The sequence below is a fragment of the Paenibacillus sp. 01T442 genome (genome assembly GCF_056398345.1).
In genome coordinates, this window is the sequence record NZ_JBFTPF010000001.1 from 375,557 (window position 1) to 392,996 (window position 17,440).

The window sequence follows — 17,440 nt, forward strand, 5'->3', positions numbered from 1 at the left end:
TTAATGATGAATAACCGAAATAGCAAACCCAATGCTCGCATGTCCACGTTCTCTCGGTCCGCGAAAAGAGGTCTTGCACTTACGGCCATCTGTTCTATGCTCTGGTCGAGTCTTGTAGCCATTGGAGTCCCAACGCCTGCTGCTTGGGCAGATACACCCCCTCGTGCTCCTATTATTCGCGACGGAACGACGTATGCGCTAGATTTCAACAGCGGCACGATGTCGAACGGAACCTATAACGATGGTGTACGTAATGCGATCAAATTTGCCGGGGATACGGCGAATGTAGCCTTGTCGGGGGGAGAGTTGGCAGTCAGTCCTGTTACTGGATCGACAGTGGGGGTTTTCGACTACGGTTTTACGAGTGCCCCTGAGCATAAATACAGTGACTTTGAAGCTTCATTTGATATGACGGTGACTCAGCGTGAGTTAAATCGTCAGCTTGGCGTTCAATTCCAGAAGAATGGCTGGAGTGATGGCTGGGATGCTCAGCTCAAAGCGCATATCACCTTTGATGCCAAGATGAATTTGTTCGAAGGCTCGACTTCAATTGCGAATACGGATGGGAACAAATACAGAGGCTTGAAGGAGTACGGGATGCCGGGATTAAACCGGGATACATTGCCGTGGGGGACATTTCGGATGAAGCTATCTGCTGAGGGGAATCGAATTCGCGCCTATGTGAATAATTCAACTTTGCCGATTATCGATGTGACACGGGGCTCGGTGCTAGGCGAAGGCTTCGTCGGCGTGTTTGCCAACGCTGCTACCGGATTTCGCATGGATAATTTTGTGTTTAATCGTCTTCTTCCAGTATCAGATCGGGATCAAGTCAGACTTGCGGGTGATACAAACGGCTTTTATATCTTTATTCCGGAACTAAATGAGAGCGTTTCCAAATTTAATATTCGCTACCGCAATGTAACGGATGGAACCGCTGCGCAGCTCAGTGTTTATAACGCAGAACGAGGCAGCTATGCACGGATTGGCGGTTTGACTGCCGGCAAAGATTACAGCGTCGAGCTGCTGCCGGTTTACACAAGTGATCGTACACTTGTCGATACCGAGTTGACGATGTACCAAGGTGCAACAGTTCATGTAGGCAATCCGTTACAGACGCAGCTATCGCTGTCAGCKGGTGAAACGTTTTACGGAGCGTCCCAATCGATCGATTACTCGGTCATTGGCGCAGATGCAATCCGATACACACTTGACGGCTCTGAACCGGATGTAACCCATGGGACGGAAGTGACTGGCGATACAATTTTTAACGGATCACTGACGCTCGATCATACAGCCACGCTGAAAGCCGTAGCCATTCAGGACGGTCAGATCAAAGCGAGAAAGCAAGAGACGTATGTGGCTGGCGCGAATCCTGTTACCCTGTCAGCCTCCCAAGTTTTTTATGACAGTCTCCCGGTTTCACTCACATCCAGCTATGCCGATGCGATTATATATACGCTAAACGGAACGACTCCACAATACAATGCGGCGACCGGTACGGCTGCCAACGGGACGATGGTCAGCGGAGCTGCAGCTACTATTACGGTAACAGATTCCGTCTATATGCAAGCACTGGCGGTTAGGGGTGGTGTAGCCGGAGCTGTGATTCGTTCAGCTACTTATACTAAAGTCGCTTTGAATAGCGGACTGGTTACGTCTTGGGATTTTACAAGCAACACGGTTCTCCATGCGGAGGAGCAGGATGAGCTGTACGGCAAAAACTCTGCTCCGTGGAGTAACCTTCTTGGCTGGGACGTGAATTCGGATAAGGGCGTCTACGCCAATCATATTGTTACCGACAATGTATACCGCGATGTGAACGGCGTGCATTTGTTCACGACATCGGAGCCGATTCAGTCTACGACATCCAATCCCAATTTGTATTTGGATACGCATGATGCTGGCCTGCAGCCGATTCCATCGGCTTACCGATACGTCAGTGTATGGATGAAGACGAACCATACGGCGAATGCCGCCATTTATTTTGCCACGGATGCGGGAGCAGATACGAATAAACTGAGCGAATCACGTAAAGTGGCGTTCCGGAATACGGCGGCTGAGACGCCGGAGTTTCAGCGTTATATTATCGATATGGGTAACAATCCTGGTTGGACAGGAAACATTACAAAGCTGCGTATCGACCCGATGGCCACATATCCAAGCATGAAGAATGGCATTGAAATTGTTGTGAAGGAGATCTCGCTGCTGCGCAAGCAGGATCTTCCAGCCGAAATCCGGCTGACGAAGTTTCAGTCTTCTCCGCACGAGATTGTATCACCAGGCGACCATTTCCAGGTAGAGGCGATGCTTGAAAATATCGGCGCTGACGCTTCAGGAATTTCCATCCATCTGGATGCCCCTGACTTCGTGCAGGTGACGAGGGTATCCCCGACACCGGGGACGACACTCGCTTCTGGGCAAACGCTTCAACTTGTGTATGACATAACGGTTACAGGCACAGGCGCCGGAGGCATAGGGCTGAGAGTGACGGGCAGCGGTCTCCCGACAACCAGGGACACGGCGCGATTGTTCAGTGTGGCGAACTCGCTACCGGAGAGCGGGCAGCCGGATGATCTCATCCTCGGCGATGCAGACAAGCGGCTCGTATTTCCTTCGCCAGCTTCGACAGGGCTTGGTGGTTATGGTTTCGGTTGGTTGGAAGCGAAACGTGCAGGAGCTTGGGTACGCATAGCTGTACTGCCTTCGCTTGGCAGCGTGCAGCAGATCGTTTATGGCGATCAGTTAGCCGTCCGAGAGCTTTATGCACCAGCACCGGACCCAGAGTCGCCTGGCAACTTCTTGGTGCCATTCAGCGATCCAGAGGGGGCGGCATGGAGTGGCAGTGTAAGCATTACATCAGATGTGTATGGAGACTTTCAGTTCTCCCACACCTTGCAAGCTAACTATCAGCGGCAAATTGCTGCCATCGTCGGTCCCACGTTATTGCTGGGAGAAGCGGGAATTGCATCTGTGGATCCACAGCAGAAGGTGATCACCTCGACCTCGTCAACCACAGGGGATTATGTGAATGAAGCTTTGTTCCCAGGTCTGGAATGGCTTGACGACCATAATCTGAACAACCGTTCTTCGGATACACTGGCGGTGTTGAATTCATCAGATGCGTTCCGTTATGTGCCTCATCCACGTAAAATTACCGTCCCATTGATGGCGCTGCGCAAAGGAGGCATTTCATTCGGGCTGATGTGGGACGCTCGGCAGTCATGGGATGGTGTGCACGATCAGCCAGCAGCATTTTTCGCACTGCCTAACCGTCTGGAACGAGGGGAAGATACGGTATCTGCGAAGCTAAGCTTATTCATCCCGTCAGTTCTTAACGGGGTTAACGAGAATGCCACAATGGCCACGGGGATACCTGCCTATTACGAGCAGGTGACGGCTAATGCCAATAACGAAAATCCAGTGCGTCAGCCGTACTCCCTGCCAGCAGCCCAACCTATATCGCTGCAATCGAGGTTGTTCGTGTCGCATGATACGGAAATTTCTTCGACAGTGGGGCGTTGGATCAGGACGTATGGGCTACCTGAACCTCTTGCGTATGCAAGCGGAACGATGCAGAAAGAAAGCAAAGCCCTGCTCGGCAGCTTCGAGAATTTATGGCTGCCTGAGCAGAATCAATGGATGAATCGGATCGGTCCAGCCGCTACGCCTATCATTACGTCTGCTTTTGTCATGCCATACGCGGTGCTTGGCCCTTATGGCGATGCTGCGAGGAGGACACTAGCGGAGCAGCGTGTACAAACCGCAATGAATCAAATCGGCACGAATTATTCCACATATGGCTATATTTTGCCGCTTTACTTGGAAGGTATCGCTGCTAAGACGATGGAAGCACTTCAAACCATAAACGTTGATTCGTTAATCGCTTCGGCTAAGCTTGTGAATCCCTCCAGCGTTACTGCAGGCGTATATTGGGATTATCAGACCAATATCCAGAAAAAAGGATTTCCCGTCAGCGCCTATATGGGTGCACCGAATGAAGTGACGCCAGGCTCAAACGCCGAGTTTGCTTTCAAAATGCTGCGCCAAGCCCGGATGACCGGAAATGTCAACGCTTCGGTTTATGGCAAGGCAGCGATGGATTACATCAACTCGAGTTTCACCTTGCCACGCGGTTCACAATCTTGGGAGCTGCGGAACATGATTCCGGAGCTGGAAACGGCGGCCTTCGCCGTTCGCGCTAACGTTGAGGCTTATCAAATCACAGGGCTTGCTGCATACTTGGAGTACGCTAGACAATGGGCCGATCGCGGATTGCCATTCGTCTATGTATGGGATGACGGCAGCTACGGTATCAGCAAGAACAACGGAGAAGGCGGGGAGTTTGGCAGTCATACGTTTATGCGCTATGGCGCTCTTGCCGCTTTCGGGCAGTCGATTTATCGCAGCGACGGTAAGCCGCTGCCGGGTACTTGGTTCGGCCGTCCAGTCCAGTGGTCGGGACATGACTATGGGATTGCGCTGCTGGAGTTGGAGGCAGCGATGAAGCAGCAGGGAAACTGGAACAGCTATATGCAGAATGGCGGGGTTGATTATCACAAAATCAGCCTGGGGCTGTCCGTCAGCGGCTCACGACAGACAACGGCAGCCGATGCTGAGTATCCTCGTCATTTATATGATGCGACCAGTCTGTTGAAATGGGAAACGTCCGATTATTTATATCCCAATTACCAAGGCGCTGAACTTCTTGGCAAGCTGCTTGGCTCGAAAACAAGCCCACAGACCGTAAAAACAACTTTTGGTACTAAAGAAATTCGTGTCAGTGCTGCTGCGGAAGTGAAGACAGTGACCCCTCAAACGAATGAACTTCAGCTTAAATTAGGTTTTGAAGAACCTGGTGACTATACAATACTTGTTCAAGGTGCTTCTGTCATAGGCGGAGCCACAGTCGTTGAAGGCACGGCTCAAATGGTTTCATTCGCTGCCCGTTCTGGTAGTGGACTAGGAGAGATTCATCTCCGCGTAGTGGCTGAGGGGAGTTCGGAAACCGTGCTGAGGCTCATGTCAGTAACTTGGAAGTAAGTTGTCTAGGTATTCCAATTTGGCAACATGGACTATTTTGTCATCTGTGCCACACTCCCAGGTTTTCACCAAAAAGCCAGCAAACCCAAGGGTTTGCTGGCTTCTTTAAAAAACATCTTAAGCCCTTAATTGGCTTAAAAGCTCTTTCTTTATTACTTACAAGCTGAATTCACTAGGATTTAATCCAAGTGAATTGCATATGTCACGTACCGCGGCCTTCTCTTTATCATCGAAATCGCCATCTGCAGCTCCGATTGCACTACATACACCAACGATGACTCGTCCCATTTCAGGCTTACCACTAAATTTGGCAATTGACTTTAGTGCTTCTTGTTTGCCAATCATGGCATCGAACTCAAGGTTTCCAACATAGTGATTGAATCGAGCAATTACATCGCTCATATCAAACACTTTTAGTTCTTCACTGCGGCTCATGTATCCAGCCATTTTTTGCTTTTCATTGGCATCAATGGATCCGTCCGCTGCAGCTACAACCGCACAGCCAGCAACTACAGCATCCATAAAGTCTTTGTTCTTGAATTTTTTGACCTGTTCGGTTAAGCCTTGTTTTGAATTTTGCAACCACGATTTGAATCCGATACTCATAAAGGAAGCCTCCATTATTATAATTTGCACGCTTCCTTTATTTTAGATACAATTTATAAATTTAGCAAATTATGTAGAAATCAATCGACATAACTAATTATCTAAAAACATGACGCGTTCCACGGTTAAAAGATTCATGATGCTCGAAGTCGTCCTCATCATCGTCAATATCCAAACCAGTTGCAATGATCGTGTCATTCACGAAGGTTTCCAGCTCACCATCATCCATTGAAATTCCTCCATTTCACTCATGGTTCAGATGCATCTCATTGTCTATTCTCCGCACAATGTGATTATCCTGCTCTTTTCGTATAAGGATGGCATCTATGCGATATAGCCTTTAATAATCCTCCGGTCACCGATTTTGAAGTACTATACTTTTCACCTTATGCAAATTAGTTGATTCGATCCTAAAATGAAGGGAGTGGACAACACTGTTTCTCTAGACCCACACGTGTTGCGTCGAGTATGATTGTCTTCGACATGGATCGTGGGGTGGGAACGATAGAAAATTTGTATGATGACATCAAGCAAGGTGAAAAAGGTGCCTGGTTAAGTATTATTACGTATATATGCTTATCGGCTTTAAAGTTAACCATAGGGTACTTAACCAATTCCGACGCGCTGTCCGCGGATGGATTAAATAACGCTACAGACATTGTCGCTTCAATTGCTGTCCTAGTCGGTCTAAGAATATCACGAAAACCACCTGATAAAGACCACAGATACGGTCATTATCGAGCTGAAACGGTAGCCGCTTTAATCGCCTCTTTCATTATGTTTGCGGTAGGCATTCAGGTTCTCTACCAAGCATTTATTAAGTTTCGGTCTCCAAATATCGAGTCTCCCGATATGGTTGCCGCATGGACGGCTGTTTTTTGTGCGATTGTTATGTACGCTGTATATGTATACAATATTCGACTTGCAAGGAGAATCAACAGCAATGCCATGATGGCAGCAGCACAAGATAATCGATCGGATGCGTTTGTCAGTGTAGGTGCTTTTATTGGTATTGTTGGTGCTCAATTTGGTTTACCTTGGCTTGACACATTAACAGCGTTGCTAGTTGGGGTCATTATTTGTAAAACAGCGTGGGATATTTTCCGAGATTCTACTCATGCGCTTACCGATGGGTTCGATGATGCTGAACTTCAAACCATTAAACAAACCATTCGTGACGTCCCCGGGGTGGAGAAGGTCATTGATATCAAAGCCCGTATCCATGGAAACAAAAAACTGGTCGATGTAACCATTGGTGTAGATCATGAGCTTAACGTAAGCGAAAGCCATGACATTACCGAGCATATTGAAAATCGCATTCATGAACTTCATAACATATCGTATGTGCATATTCACATCGAACCTATCGAGGTATCAGGTGGTCAAGAAAAATAAAATCAGAGTGACTTATCTCACATACACGGACTCTCCTTCGACCTATAATGAAATCATAAGGACGAAGGAGATGGTTGAAATGATGAAATGGGTAAGAGAAAATCATTACGCTGCAATACTTTTGACAATCATTCGTTTGTATGTCGGTTGGGAATGGATGACCGCTGGATGGCACAAAATCACAGGTGACAAAGCTTTCGACGCTGCCGGTTATCTGAAAGGAGCAATTGCTAAACCTGTTCTCGAAAGTGGTACGACGGATCTGGTATATGCGAATTATGTGGCTTTTTTGAAAAATGTCGCACTTCCGCATGTAGGGTGGTTTAATGTTCTAGTTCCTTGGGGTGAACTCTTAGTTGGTGTGGGGTTACTGCTCGGTGCGTTGACGACGGCAGCGATTTTCTTCGGCTTACTGATGAACTTCATGTATATGTTTGCTGGTACAGTTAGCTCGAATCCATGGTTAGTTCTCCTCGGGTTCATTATTTTTGCAGCTGGGGCGAATGCTGGGAAATTTGGTGTGGATCATATGATTCTTCCTTACCTGCACAGATGGTTTGATAAGCTATTAGAGCTATGTCATTTAAAAACGAAACTCAGATGAGCTCTGCATCCATGCTAAATAGTTGATCAACCTATTCCTTTCTCCGTCGAGAGGGGAATAGGTTTTTTTGTTTTTTTGGAGTGTGACATTTTTCACTTACAGATGATCTTTTTTGGACTAAAGTGACTGGTACATGATGTAGAAAAAGGAGAAGTGATGGGTATGCTTTCAGGAGTTATTTTAGCTGGTGGAGCAAACCGTCGAATGAACGGAGAACTGAAGGCGTTGCTGCCATTTGAGGGAAAGCCGCTCATAGTCCGGCAGCTAGATTGTATGAGGGAAATATGCGATGAGTTGATTGTTGTAACGAATGATCCTCAGCCTTATTTAAACAAAGTAGATCGTTCGGTCCGGATTATTACGGACTTTTTCAGGGGACATGGGTCGCTTGGAGGCATGCATGCCGCATTATCCCTAGCTAAACATGCTTCCGTCTGGGTCGTCGGGTGCGATATGCCCTTCATATCCAACTCAGCTGCTCAATTGTTATTGCAAAGAAAACGGGATGGATTTGAATCCGTTGTCCCCTTGGTGGCAGGTAGGGTACATCCCCTGCACGGTATTTATGATCGAGCTTGCGCGTCTCACATCGGACATCTCCTACAACAAGGGCAAACCTCGGTTTCCGCACTGCTGAACCATATTTTTTGGAGTGAGCTGGGGGATCAGTTTTTGCATGAGAATGGCGTTGACTTGAGGTTCGTTTCTCAGATCAAGACCTTGGAGGATTACCAGCTCATGAAGCACATGGATACGCAGTGGAAGTAACGAATCGTTCATGATTCTGATTGGCGATCGTGATTAAAGTCACTGTAAACGCAGGGTTATACTCTTACAATAAGTGCAAGACGTTTACATAGTAGGGGGTATTTAGTATGAAAAGTCATTACAAACAAGCACAAGTATCTGAGCGAACAGAGCACAAACCAGAGCCTTCCTTGCTGGGTACATTTGCCTCAGTGTTGCTAGTAGGACTCTTCTTAGTGATCAGTTGGGTCGCGGTATTTCTTCTTTTTATATCTAGACAGTAAAGGGGATTAGAACATGCATATTCATAAACTCGAAAAAGTCTGGTTAACCATTGGGATCGTCATGTTGTTTGTCTTTCTAGGTGTCCTTGGGGTTTCCGCATTTGCTATGGGGGCTAAGCCGCCAAGTGCGCATCATCATCAGATTGATCCTGCGAAAGTGTCGGAAACCGCGCCTTTCGATAAGCCAGGACTTCATCCAATCGGCAACAATGCCTATGAGGCGGTCATGACTGCATTTACGTTTGGTTATGCACCAGACAAGATGGAGATCCCCTTGGGCGCAACCATTAACTTTGTCGTGACAAGTCAAGATGTGGTTCATGGCTTTGCTATTCCGGGTACGAACGTAAATATGATGATTATTCCGGGTGAAGTTAGTCATGTCAGTCACACGTTTACGAAGCCAGGTGAATACCTGATCCTGTGCAATGAATATTGCGGCGGTGCACACGAGTATATGAAAACAACGATTATTGTTAAGTAGCCTAGATGCCAAGAAAGGTGGAAGACCGCATGAGAAGTGAACCTACCCAGAAGTTGACTCCTAAATTTGATCTCAAGGATGGCAAATTGGTTGTCGCCCATGTCCTTATGGCATTCATCGCTTTGCTTATCGGCGGCATTGCAGGACTCTTGCAGACAATGGTGAAAAGCGGGACGATTCAATTACCATATAATATCGGCTATTACGAGCTGCTGACAGCTCACGGAGTGTTGATGGCCATCGTGTTTACAACGTATTTTATTATCGGCTTTATTTATTCCGGTGTCTCCTATACCCTTGGCGGCAAACTGCTTCCAGTGGTTCATCGCATGGGGTGGGTTGGATTTGCCCTCATGACTGCGGGGACCGCGCTTGGTGTTGCGATGGTATTAGCGGGGAAGGCAAGCGTTCTATACACCTTCTATGCGCCAATGAAGGCATCGCCCTACTTTTATATCGGATTAGCCTTGCTTGTAATAGGGAGCTGGATTAGTGGTTGGGGGATTTTCTATCAATATAAATATTGGAAAAGGACGCATGAAGGCAAGCTGTCACCGCTTTTCGCTTTTATGTCTGTTGTGACATTTCTGATGTGGCAAATCGCAACCATCGGGGTTGCGGCAGAGGTGCTGATTCAGCTAATCCCCTGGTCTTTCGGTTGGGTGGAAACGATTAATGTCATGCTCAGCCGCACGTTGTTCTGGTACTTCGGCCATCCCTTGGTGTATTTCTGGCTCATGCCGGCGTATATATGCTGGTATGTGATTATTCCCAAAATCATTGGCGGCAAAATTTACAGCGATGCGCTCGCCCGACTTTCCTTTATTCTCTTATTACTATTCTCGATTCCGGTAGGCTTTCATCATCAATTAATGGAGCCAGGCATTAGCTCTTTTTGGAAATACTTGCAGGTCATCCTGACCTTTATGGTGGTCGTTCCATCGCTGATGACGGCATTCTCCTTATTTGCAACCTTTGAACTGAATGGTCGTGCGCTTGGGGCAAAAGGGCTATTTGGCTGGGTGAAAAAGCTGCCTTGGAAGGATGTGCGATTCTTCGCACCTTTTATGGGGATGCTCATTTTCATACCTGCTGGTGCAGGAGGACTGATTAATGCAAGTAATCAAATGAATGCCGTTGTCCATAACACGTTATGGGTAACCGGGCATTTTCACCTGACGGTGGCAACAAGTGTGGCACTTACGTTCTTCGGGATTACGTATTGGTTACTTCCAGCTGTAACCGGTCGTGTGTTAACGCCCCGCATGCATACATTAGGGATCATTCAAACGATCATCTGGTGCGTGGGCATGTTCTTCATGTCAGGTGCTATGCATCTAGTCGGATTGTTCGGCGCACCAAGGCGGACTGCTTTCACAGACTATGAAGGAAGTGCAGCAGCAGCGGGCTGGATGCCATATTATGTCTTCATGGCAATCGGTGGAACGGTGTTATTTATCGGTGTCCTGCTTATGATTTATAATGTCATTGCCTTGCTGTGTGCCCCAAAAGGGGAGACGGAGTATCCGATTGCTGAAGCGATGGAATCAGCCGAGGCAACACCAGCCTATTTGGATCGTTGGCGGATATGGATCACGGTATCAATTCTTTTAATCTTGTTTGCTTACACGATCCCGCTGATGGATATGATTATGAACTCAGCCCCGGGTTCGAAAGGATTTATTACTTGGTAAGGATTAAATCCAAGGTTCACAACGTGATTAGGGCTTACATGCGGCATATTTCTACCGGGCAGTTTTCGCAGTGGCAAACTTCTCGGAGGTAGGTCACATTCTTAATGACAATTTGCCCATGATCAAATTCTACAGCATCTTCCTTCTTCATATCGCTTAACATGCGATTGACGCTTTCCCGTGTAGCCCCAATCATATCAGCCATTTCGGAATTGTTAATCTTATAGTTAATGTGGATATGTTCACCTTGGGGTACACCATAGGAATTACTTAACCGTATTAATAATGAACAGAGCGCACCGGACTTACCATACATCATTAAATCGCGAAATTTAGTTTCTGTCATACGGTGCATAAGCCCCATCCATTTCATAAATTCAATAGCGAGGTCTCCGTGCTGCCATAGCAGGACCTCGAGATCTTTACGCTGAATGACACCGAATTCACAATCCTCTGTTACTTCGGCACTAAAGCTCTGCAAAGAGTTCTGAAAGGGATCAATCTGACCGAATAAATCACCTGTTTGATGAAGATATAGTATGAAGCTTTTACCCATTTCGGATAGTTTGGTGATCCGCACGCCGCCATGGATGACGTAATATAAGCGATCTGCGAGATCGCCTTCTCTGAATAAGAATTCTCCTTTTGCAGCGTGCTTTCGATACATAATGCTTTGCAGTCTATCAAAATTTTCCTCAGAAAAGAAATTCATTATACCTGTATTTGCTTTAACCATGGGAACCAACTCCTCGACGATTCTTATTATCTTTATCATAACGTCTTTGGATGATATTGGTTATCGGGGGTTCACCTGATCTTTGAGGACAATAATCCCCATCTTCTGTGAGGAAAATCACAGTAAGAATCCCTAATCCCCTGAGGATTTAATAAGGGAATCGAGCAGTAAAATCACCTGATTTCCTGATGTGGAAATCAGGGTTTTCCCTGACTTACAAGATGGATGCAAACATCTACAATGATAAGTAAAGAGATTTTGCACGGCTGCGTCGAAACGGAGGGGCCCGAATGGCATTAGACGATACAACTTTGTTAACAGAATTAGAACGATTGCGAAGCTTGACGTCATGCGATTTCGTGGCAATTGCGCCTCTTCAAGAGCATACCGGACGCAATCGTTGGCAATATGTCATCGGCAACAGTAATAACCGGTATCAACAAATGGTGATCAAAAAAGGTCAAGGATTAGCTGGCACTGCCCTGCGTTTAGGCAGATGGGTGAAGCTGGATGGAACTCATCCTAATCGTCAGCAAGAAAGACTCCATTGTCCGCTCATGCTTGCAGAGCACTTGCAGGCGGCGGCGGTATTTCCACTCGTGCCTAATGCTAGCTCACAGATCAAGGGCTTGCTTTTCATCGGCAAACGAGAGCAAACCAGATTTGAACACGGCGAGTTGCTAGCGGTCCAAGATATCCTCGACACATTGACGTCGTATCTCTCCGCGGTTGAGGCCAATGTGTAAGTCGACGAAATCGACTTACAGCCGCCCAAGGCGGCCGTAGCGCCCGCGTAAGTAGAAAAAATCGACTTACAGCTGCCCAAGGCGGCCGTAGCGCCCCCGTAAGTCGAAAAAATCGACTTACAGCTGCCCGAGGTGGCCGTAGCGCCCGCGTAAGTCGAAAAAATCGACTTACAGCCGCCCGAGGCGACCGTAGCACCCGCGTAAGTCGAAAAAATCGACTTACAGCTGCCCAAGGCAGCCCTTACGCCCCCGTAAGTCGAAAAAATCGACTTACAGCCGCCCAAGGCGGCCGTAGTGCCCCCGTAAGTCGAAAAAATCGACTTACAGCCGCCCGAGGCAGCCCTTACGGGGATTCATTTATTTTGTTATGATGGGACTACAAGGGGGGAGAGTACGCTGAAAATTCTTGTAGTGGATGATCATGCCGTAGTGAGATCTGGCTTAATGATGCTGCTCCATGGCAAGCATAATATGGAAGTCATCGGGGAGGCTGCTGACGGCGAAGAGGGGATTCATGCTGCGGGGCTGCTGAAGCCGGATGTGGTCTTAATGGACCTGAATATGCCAGCTGGCATGGATGGGCTAACTGCGACGGCGGAGCTGCGGCGACTAATGCCTGATTTAGCTATTCTGATATTAACGATGCATGACGATGATGAATATTTATTTAGAGCCATTCACGTTGGCGCATCCGGATACATTTTAAAAAGTGCACCGCACGATGAGTTATTGACAGCGATTCGCTCTGTAGCGGAAGGAAATGCCTATCTATATCCAACCGCGACGAAGCGGCTTATGAATGAATATATCGAACGGTTGAAGCAAGGCGAGAATGTCGACACATTCGGGTCACTTTCGGAACGAGAACGGGAAGTTCTAGCTTTAATCGCCAAAGGATTCTCCAATAAAGAAATCGCGGAACAATTGGTGATCAGTGTGAAAACTGTGGAATCTCATAAAAGCAACGTCATGGAGAAGCTAGGCCTGAAGACAAGACCGGAGTTAGTGAAATATGCGGCGAAGAAAGGACTGTTGAACTTTGAGTAAGGATTTGAACCGGGAATACCCGGAAGTCATCGGCGAAAATGTAACGGAATTATTAAATCGTCTTGATGAACATATCACGGACTCGTTGTTTCAACAGGATTTGAGACAGTCACTTGAACAATTATCCAATGTTAAATTTGCTCTCGATGAATCTTCCATTGTAGCGGTTACGGACCATAAAGGGAAAATTCAATATGTGAATGATAAATTTTGCGAAATTTCCAAGTATGCGCGAGGTGAGCTTCTCGGTTTAGACCATCGGATTATTAATTCCGGTTATCATGGGAAAGACTTCATGACTGACTTATGGCGAACGATTTCCTCAGGGCAAGTATGGCGTGGCGAGATAAAAAATAAAGCCAAAGACGGCAGCTATTATTGGGTAGACACAACGATCGTGCCCTTTGTCGATAACCAGGGCCACATCCATCAATATCTAGCGATTCGAAATGAAGTCACGCAACTTAAACGGGTGGAAGAAGAGCTTCAGTTGATGATGTCACAGGTGATGCAAATTCAAGAGGAAGAACGAAGAAAATTTTCCCGTGAGCTGCATGATGGAATTGGACAAAGCTTATTCTCCTTGTTGATCCAGATGGATCGACTTATCGGCGAAGGTGAGACGGATCAGACGGAACTAACGCGACTTAGGCAAAATGTAACCGGGATCATCGAAGAGGTGCGAAGTCTGGCTTGGCAAATCCGTCCTTCCGTTCTGGACGATCTAGGCGTCATACCTGCTATTCGTACGTATATTGAGAATTTCACGGACCACCACGGCATACGGGTAGAGCTGAATAGCCATTTGCATAGACGTCTTGGAGCCCTTGAGGAAACCACCATCTATCGTGTCATACAAGAAGCGCTTACGAATATTGCCAAGTATGCGGGAGTATCAGAGGCAAGTGTTGTCGTTAAAGAGACGGATGGCTTTGTCGTTGTTCGAATAGCTGACAGTGGTATAGGATTTGCTAGAAACAGCAGTGTCAAAGGTGTAGGCCTGTTTAGTATGGAAGAGCGAGCAAAAAGTATTGGCGGCAAAGTCACCATTGACTCAGTCGTGGGAGAAGGGACTACCGTGACGTTGATAGTTCCTATGAAGATATAAAAGGATGTGTCTCCTTGTTTGTAAAGGAGGCATGTCCTTTTTTTGTTTTTGTAAAGGTACGTAGTGGCCCTGTGACATTTGTCACAGAGAACATGTTGAAATAGGAGTACATTTTAGATATAGGATGAGGAGTTGAGGATAAATGATCACATGCGAACAATGTGGGAAGACGAATGGGTCAAGAAAGATAGGCAACAGCTGGGTCTGTGGGGATTGCAAAATAGGTGAAGTCAAAACGATTCTTATGAACAAAGCGGGCAAAGTTACGATGGTTAAAGAGAAGATAGTGGGCTATGAAAGCGATGACGAGTCATTGTCCAGAGATCATAAAGTTGAATAAAAGATTCATTAGAAATGAGACGCATGCACGGATTACATTATGTCGAAACGAAGGTGCTCATTCATGAAGTTGAGTTTAGTCAAAAAAATTGTAGTTGGTATTGTTATTGTTTCTATCGTCACATATGGCTGCAGTGCGCTATTTATTTTCTATGTAAAAGACATTATTGYGCCAAGTATGGCAGATTGGCTATATCTCTCTATCATTATGCTGCTCGGCATTTTTTGGACAGGTTTATTGGGATGGTTTGGTGCCACCTGGTTTACAAAACCACTTCTCCGATTGACGGATGCCGCAAACGAAGCGGCTACAGGAAACTTGCAAGTGGAAATTCCATTTTACCATTCGGATGATGAAATACGCTTACTTAGTGGATCTTTTGAGAAAATGATTGGAAATTTGCGGCAAATGATTACGGATATATCGGCTAGTGTTTCGTTTACAGACAGTCATGCTGGCGTATTGCGGAGTGGTATGGAACAGGCAGCCCTACAGATTGAACTCACAGCCGGCGCTGTAGAAATGATATCGAATGGTGCATCAGAGCAAGCAGCATCTACGCAAGGAACGTTAACTGCGGTCGTGCAGATTAAACAAGCTGCGGATGATATCGGTGCCAAAGCAGGAGATTCACAGACCATTTCGCGAGAAACGTTGAAAACGATTAAGGAGAGCGAGGTTATCGTGCGTTCACTCGTACAAGGCCTGCTGAACTTAGCTAATTCCAATCTGGAGTCCATTGGTGTTGTCAGGCAGTTACACGATAACGCGAAGGAAATCGGTCATATTACCCGAGTTGTTGGCGATATTGCAGAGCAAACGCACTTGCTTGCTTTAAATGCTTCTATTGAAGCAGCAAGAGCGGGGGAGCATGGTGCAGGCTTCATGGTCGTAGCTGGGGAAATTCGCAAACTGGCTGAACAAAGCGCCAGGGCGGTGAAGGATATCGATCAGTTGACCACACGGATTGAATTGGATGTAGCGGGAGTAGTAGAGAAAATAACCGCTCAAGAACAACTCGCAAGCCGTGAAGTTGGCAAGGGGGAGGAAGGAAAGAAGGCACTGAATCAAATTAACAAGGCCGTCTTGGAAACCGCACAAACGGTTGAGAATATTGTAGGTTGTGTAACAGATCAGATTCAGAAGATTGGAAGTGCCTTAGTCAAAACGAACGAAGTGGCGGTGATTGCAACTCAAATTTCAAAGGAGACGAAACATGTGTCCATGTCCGTACAAGAACAAATGGCTGTTATGCAAGAACTATCTTCATCTTCGGAAATGTTGCGATGTCAGGCTGATCTGTTGAAATCCAAAATTAATGTTTTTCAAATATAAAGATGCGGTTTAAGGTAGTTGCACCTTTGCACCCCAAAATAGAAAAGCCATGAAATTCAATTTGAATTTCATGGCTTTTTGTGATTTTTTTTATTTTCTAATGTTGAAGCCGATAAAAGCTTTTGTGTTGAAATCGAACACAGCAGTTAACGGTCCAAGCAGCTCATCTTGGTCTGTTTTGTAAGTAACCGTCACGACATTGCCGTGTGCAGCTTGCACGTCTGTTAGCAATTTCTTCTGCTCGTCGGTGGAAGGCAATACGCCAACTTCGTTAGAGGAAATGATTTGAACAGCTGCTTCGTCTTGTTTCGTTGTAATATGAGACGTTTGCTCTTTCACTTGTGCCCATGCTAAGTTGCGGTATTCCTGCGCTGCCTCTGGGGACATTTTCGGCGTGCCAATTATAGGCGATTGCTGAACAACGAGAAGGAACAGAGGGCTTTGTGGAGGCAGGCTTCTCGTTTCAATTGGACCGTAGTAGGCTTTTACTTTCGTGCCAGCTTTCAGGTCCTCCCATTTCACGGACTCACCTTGAGACGTCATGACGCGAGTTTCTTTACCGCCATTAAGTACCAAATTATCTAATTGAACTTGCCAACCATCATCGGTATGTTTCACTTCTTTGATTGTATCTTCTTTAACCAAACGATCTGCGTGAACGTTAATGTTTACAGCATGTGCTTGGCCCGGATAGCTCATCGCCATTGCGGGTCCGAACTCGGCATCGATTTGAGTGCCGGCTTTAAGATCGGCTGCAGTTAGCGTTTTACCGTCTAAGCTCTTGATTGTAGTCGATTTGTCTACGGTTAAAATAACCCAAGTGCTGCCGAGCAGCTCGATGCGTGTATTACCGTCTTCCTTCGTCTGTACGCTTACGATCACACCGGTTGCAGGCATCAGGGCAGCTTCTTCCGCTTCGTCAAGCTCGATCTCTTTGTTTGCTTCATCGTAATTTACCGTATAGCCAAGCTGAGTTGCAGCGTCACGTACGGGAAGGTACGCTTTGCCATCAATATAGACAGGCGTTAGCTTGCTGTCTTGTCCGTTAACAACAATTTTTACATCCTTCTGCAAGTAGCCTGTAACCTTTTCTACGAAACCCTCAGCTCCGACTGCAGCTGTTGTGCCAAGTATCCCAACCAAACTTAATATGACAGTTAGTTTTTTCTTCATCTGATAAATCTCCTTCCGATATTTGAAAAGTAGCGCCAATCTTGTTGACAATCTCTCAGACGGGGGGTGATAGGAATAGGTTGCAGTTGTTCAAGAAT

Annotated in this window: 16 protein-coding genes; 12 read left to right on the forward strand and 4 right to left on the reverse strand. The window is 46.6% G+C overall.

What is annotated here, in order from left to right:
- The first annotated feature begins 3 nt into the window (after nucleotides 1–3).
- The gene (locus tag AC1DLM_RS01575; protein ID WP_477568866.1) at nucleotides 4–5,043 is read left to right on the forward strand and encodes a chitobiase/beta-hexosaminidase C-terminal domain-containing protein; all 5,040 of its coding nucleotides are present in this window, start codon (nucleotides 4–6) and stop codon (nucleotides 5,041–5,043) included.
- A 156-nt stretch (nucleotides 5,044–5,199) separates the two neighbouring features.
- On the opposite strand, the gene AC1DLM_RS01580 is transcribed toward AC1DLM_RS01575, so the two are convergent.
- Both AC1DLM_RS01580 and AC1DLM_RS01585 read right to left on the reverse strand, forming a co-directional pair.
- Nucleotides 5,200–5,649: a tellurite resistance TerB family protein gene (locus AC1DLM_RS01580; RefSeq protein WP_171630340.1), complete on the reverse strand. Its 450-nt coding sequence runs from the start codon at nucleotides 5,647–5,649 to the stop codon at nucleotides 5,200–5,202.
- A gap of 97 nt (nucleotides 5,650–5,746) precedes the next feature.
- Nucleotides 5,747–5,878, reverse strand: a complete 132-nt coding sequence (locus AC1DLM_RS01585; RefSeq protein WP_441987743.1) for a hypothetical protein — start codon at nucleotides 5,876–5,878, stop codon at nucleotides 5,747–5,749.
- 275 nt (nucleotides 5,879–6,153) lie between these two features.
- Between AC1DLM_RS01585 and AC1DLM_RS01590 the strand changes: the two genes are divergently transcribed.
- The 6 genes from AC1DLM_RS01590 to AC1DLM_RS01615 all read left to right on the forward strand — a co-directional run bounded on the left by AC1DLM_RS01590 (nucleotide 6,154) and on the right by AC1DLM_RS01615 (nucleotide 10,857).
- Nucleotides 6,154–7,044: a cation diffusion facilitator family transporter gene (locus AC1DLM_RS01590; RefSeq protein WP_477569061.1), complete on the forward strand. Its 891-nt coding sequence runs from the start codon at nucleotides 6,154–6,156 to the stop codon at nucleotides 7,042–7,044.
- 79 nt (nucleotides 7,045–7,123) lie between these two features.
- A complete protein-coding gene (locus tag AC1DLM_RS01595; RefSeq protein ID WP_477568867.1) occupies nucleotides 7,124–7,648 on the forward strand; it encodes a DoxX family membrane protein in 525 nt (174 codons plus the stop codon).
- Nucleotides 7,649–7,810: 162 nt separating this feature from the next.
- On the forward strand, nucleotides 7,811–8,416 hold the full coding sequence (gene mobA / locus AC1DLM_RS01600) for a molybdenum cofactor guanylyltransferase (protein WP_477568868.1): 606 nt from the start codon (nucleotides 7,811–7,813) through the stop codon (nucleotides 8,414–8,416).
- A 107-nt stretch (nucleotides 8,417–8,523) separates the two neighbouring features.
- Entirely contained in the window at nucleotides 8,524–8,679 is a 156-nt protein-coding gene (locus AC1DLM_RS01605) for a cytochrome c oxidase subunit 2A (RefSeq protein WP_441987746.1), read from the forward strand.
- A gap of 13 nt (nucleotides 8,680–8,692) precedes the next feature.
- Complete coding sequence (locus AC1DLM_RS01610; protein ID WP_477568869.1) at nucleotides 8,693–9,163, forward strand: cytochrome c oxidase subunit II; 471 nt, start codon at nucleotides 8,693–8,695, stop codon at nucleotides 9,161–9,163.
- A gap of 29 nt (nucleotides 9,164–9,192) precedes the next feature.
- A complete protein-coding gene (locus tag AC1DLM_RS01615) occupies nucleotides 9,193–10,857 on the forward strand; it encodes a cbb3-type cytochrome c oxidase subunit I (RefSeq protein ID WP_477568870.1) in 1,665 nt (554 codons plus the stop codon).
- A gap of 34 nt (nucleotides 10,858–10,891) precedes the next feature.
- Here the strand turns inward: AC1DLM_RS01615 and AC1DLM_RS01620 are convergent, their stop codons facing one another.
- Entirely contained in the window at nucleotides 10,892–11,593 is a 702-nt protein-coding gene (locus AC1DLM_RS01620; protein WP_477568871.1) for a Crp/Fnr family transcriptional regulator, read from the reverse strand.
- Nucleotides 11,594–11,883: 290 nt separating this feature from the next.
- Between AC1DLM_RS01620 and AC1DLM_RS01625 the strand changes: the two genes are divergently transcribed.
- The 5 genes from AC1DLM_RS01625 to AC1DLM_RS01645 all read left to right on the forward strand — a co-directional run bounded on the left by AC1DLM_RS01625 (nucleotide 11,884) and on the right by AC1DLM_RS01645 (nucleotide 16,169).
- Nucleotides 11,884–12,339, forward strand: a complete 456-nt coding sequence (locus AC1DLM_RS01625) for a GAF domain-containing protein (protein WP_477568872.1) — start codon at nucleotides 11,884–11,886, stop codon at nucleotides 12,337–12,339.
- Nucleotides 12,340–12,735: 396 nt separating this feature from the next.
- On the forward strand, nucleotides 12,736–13,386 hold the full coding sequence (locus AC1DLM_RS01630) for a response regulator (protein ID WP_477569062.1): 651 nt from the start codon (nucleotides 12,736–12,738) through the stop codon (nucleotides 13,384–13,386).
- On the forward strand, nucleotides 13,379–14,494 hold the full coding sequence (locus AC1DLM_RS01635; RefSeq protein WP_477568873.1) for a PAS domain-containing sensor histidine kinase: 1,116 nt from the start codon (nucleotides 13,379–13,381) through the stop codon (nucleotides 14,492–14,494). Before AC1DLM_RS01630 ends, AC1DLM_RS01635 begins: the two co-directional genes overlap by 8 nt.
- A 142-nt stretch (nucleotides 14,495–14,636) precedes the next feature.
- Entirely contained in the window at nucleotides 14,637–14,834 is a 198-nt protein-coding gene (locus AC1DLM_RS01640) for a hypothetical protein (protein ID WP_171630327.1), read from the forward strand.
- 63 nt (nucleotides 14,835–14,897) lie between these two features.
- Nucleotides 14,898–16,169, forward strand: a complete 1,272-nt coding sequence (locus tag AC1DLM_RS01645; protein ID WP_477568874.1) for a methyl-accepting chemotaxis protein — start codon at nucleotides 14,898–14,900, stop codon at nucleotides 16,167–16,169.
- 90 nt (nucleotides 16,170–16,259) lie between these two features.
- Here AC1DLM_RS01645 and AC1DLM_RS01650 read toward each other — a convergent pair whose 3' ends face one another.
- Nucleotides 16,260–17,342 carry a stalk domain-containing protein gene (locus AC1DLM_RS01650; RefSeq protein ID WP_441987755.1) on the reverse strand — a complete coding sequence of 361 codons (1,083 nt, stop codon included), beginning with the start codon at nucleotides 17,340–17,342 and terminating at the stop codon, nucleotides 16,260–16,262.
- Nucleotides 17,343–17,440 lie beyond the last annotated feature (98 nt).

What these genes read in the sequence shown, in the direction of transcription:
- AC1DLM_RS01615 (WP_477568870.1), top strand. Translation starts at nt 9,193, where the DNA reads ATGAGAAGTGAACCTACCCAGAAGTTGACTCCTAAATTTGATCTCAAG.
- AC1DLM_RS01610 (WP_477568869.1), top strand. Translation starts at nt 8,693, where the DNA reads ATGCATATTCATAAACTCGAAAAAGTCTGGTTAACCATTGGGATCGTC.
- AC1DLM_RS01625 (WP_477568872.1), top strand. Translation starts at nt 11,884, where the DNA reads ATGGCATTAGACGATACAACTTTGTTAACAGAATTAGAACGATTGCGA.
- AC1DLM_RS01650 (WP_441987755.1), bottom strand. Translation starts at nt 17,342, where the DNA reads ATGAAGAAAAAACTAACTGTCATATTAAGTTTGGTTGGGATACTTGGC.
- AC1DLM_RS01580 (WP_171630340.1), bottom strand. Translation starts at nt 5,649, where the DNA reads ATGAGTATCGGATTCAAATCGTGGTTGCAAAATTCAAAACAAGGCTTA.
- AC1DLM_RS01595 (WP_477568867.1), top strand. Translation starts at nt 7,124, where the DNA reads ATGATGAAATGGGTAAGAGAAAATCATTACGCTGCAATACTTTTGACA.
- AC1DLM_RS01605 (WP_441987746.1), top strand. Translation starts at nt 8,524, where the DNA reads ATGAAAAGTCATTACAAACAAGCACAAGTATCTGAGCGAACAGAGCAC.
- AC1DLM_RS01640 (WP_171630327.1), top strand. Translation starts at nt 14,637, where the DNA reads ATGATCACATGCGAACAATGTGGGAAGACGAATGGGTCAAGAAAGATA.
- mobA (WP_477568868.1), top strand. Translation starts at nt 7,811, where the DNA reads ATGCTTTCAGGAGTTATTTTAGCTGGTGGAGCAAACCGTCGAATGAAC.
- AC1DLM_RS01585 (WP_441987743.1), bottom strand. Translation starts at nt 5,878, where the DNA reads ATGGATGATGGTGAGCTGGAAACCTTCGTGAATGACACGATCATTGCA.
- AC1DLM_RS01620 (WP_477568871.1), bottom strand. Translation starts at nt 11,593, where the DNA reads ATGGTTAAAGCAAATACAGGTATAATGAATTTCTTTTCTGAGGAAAAT.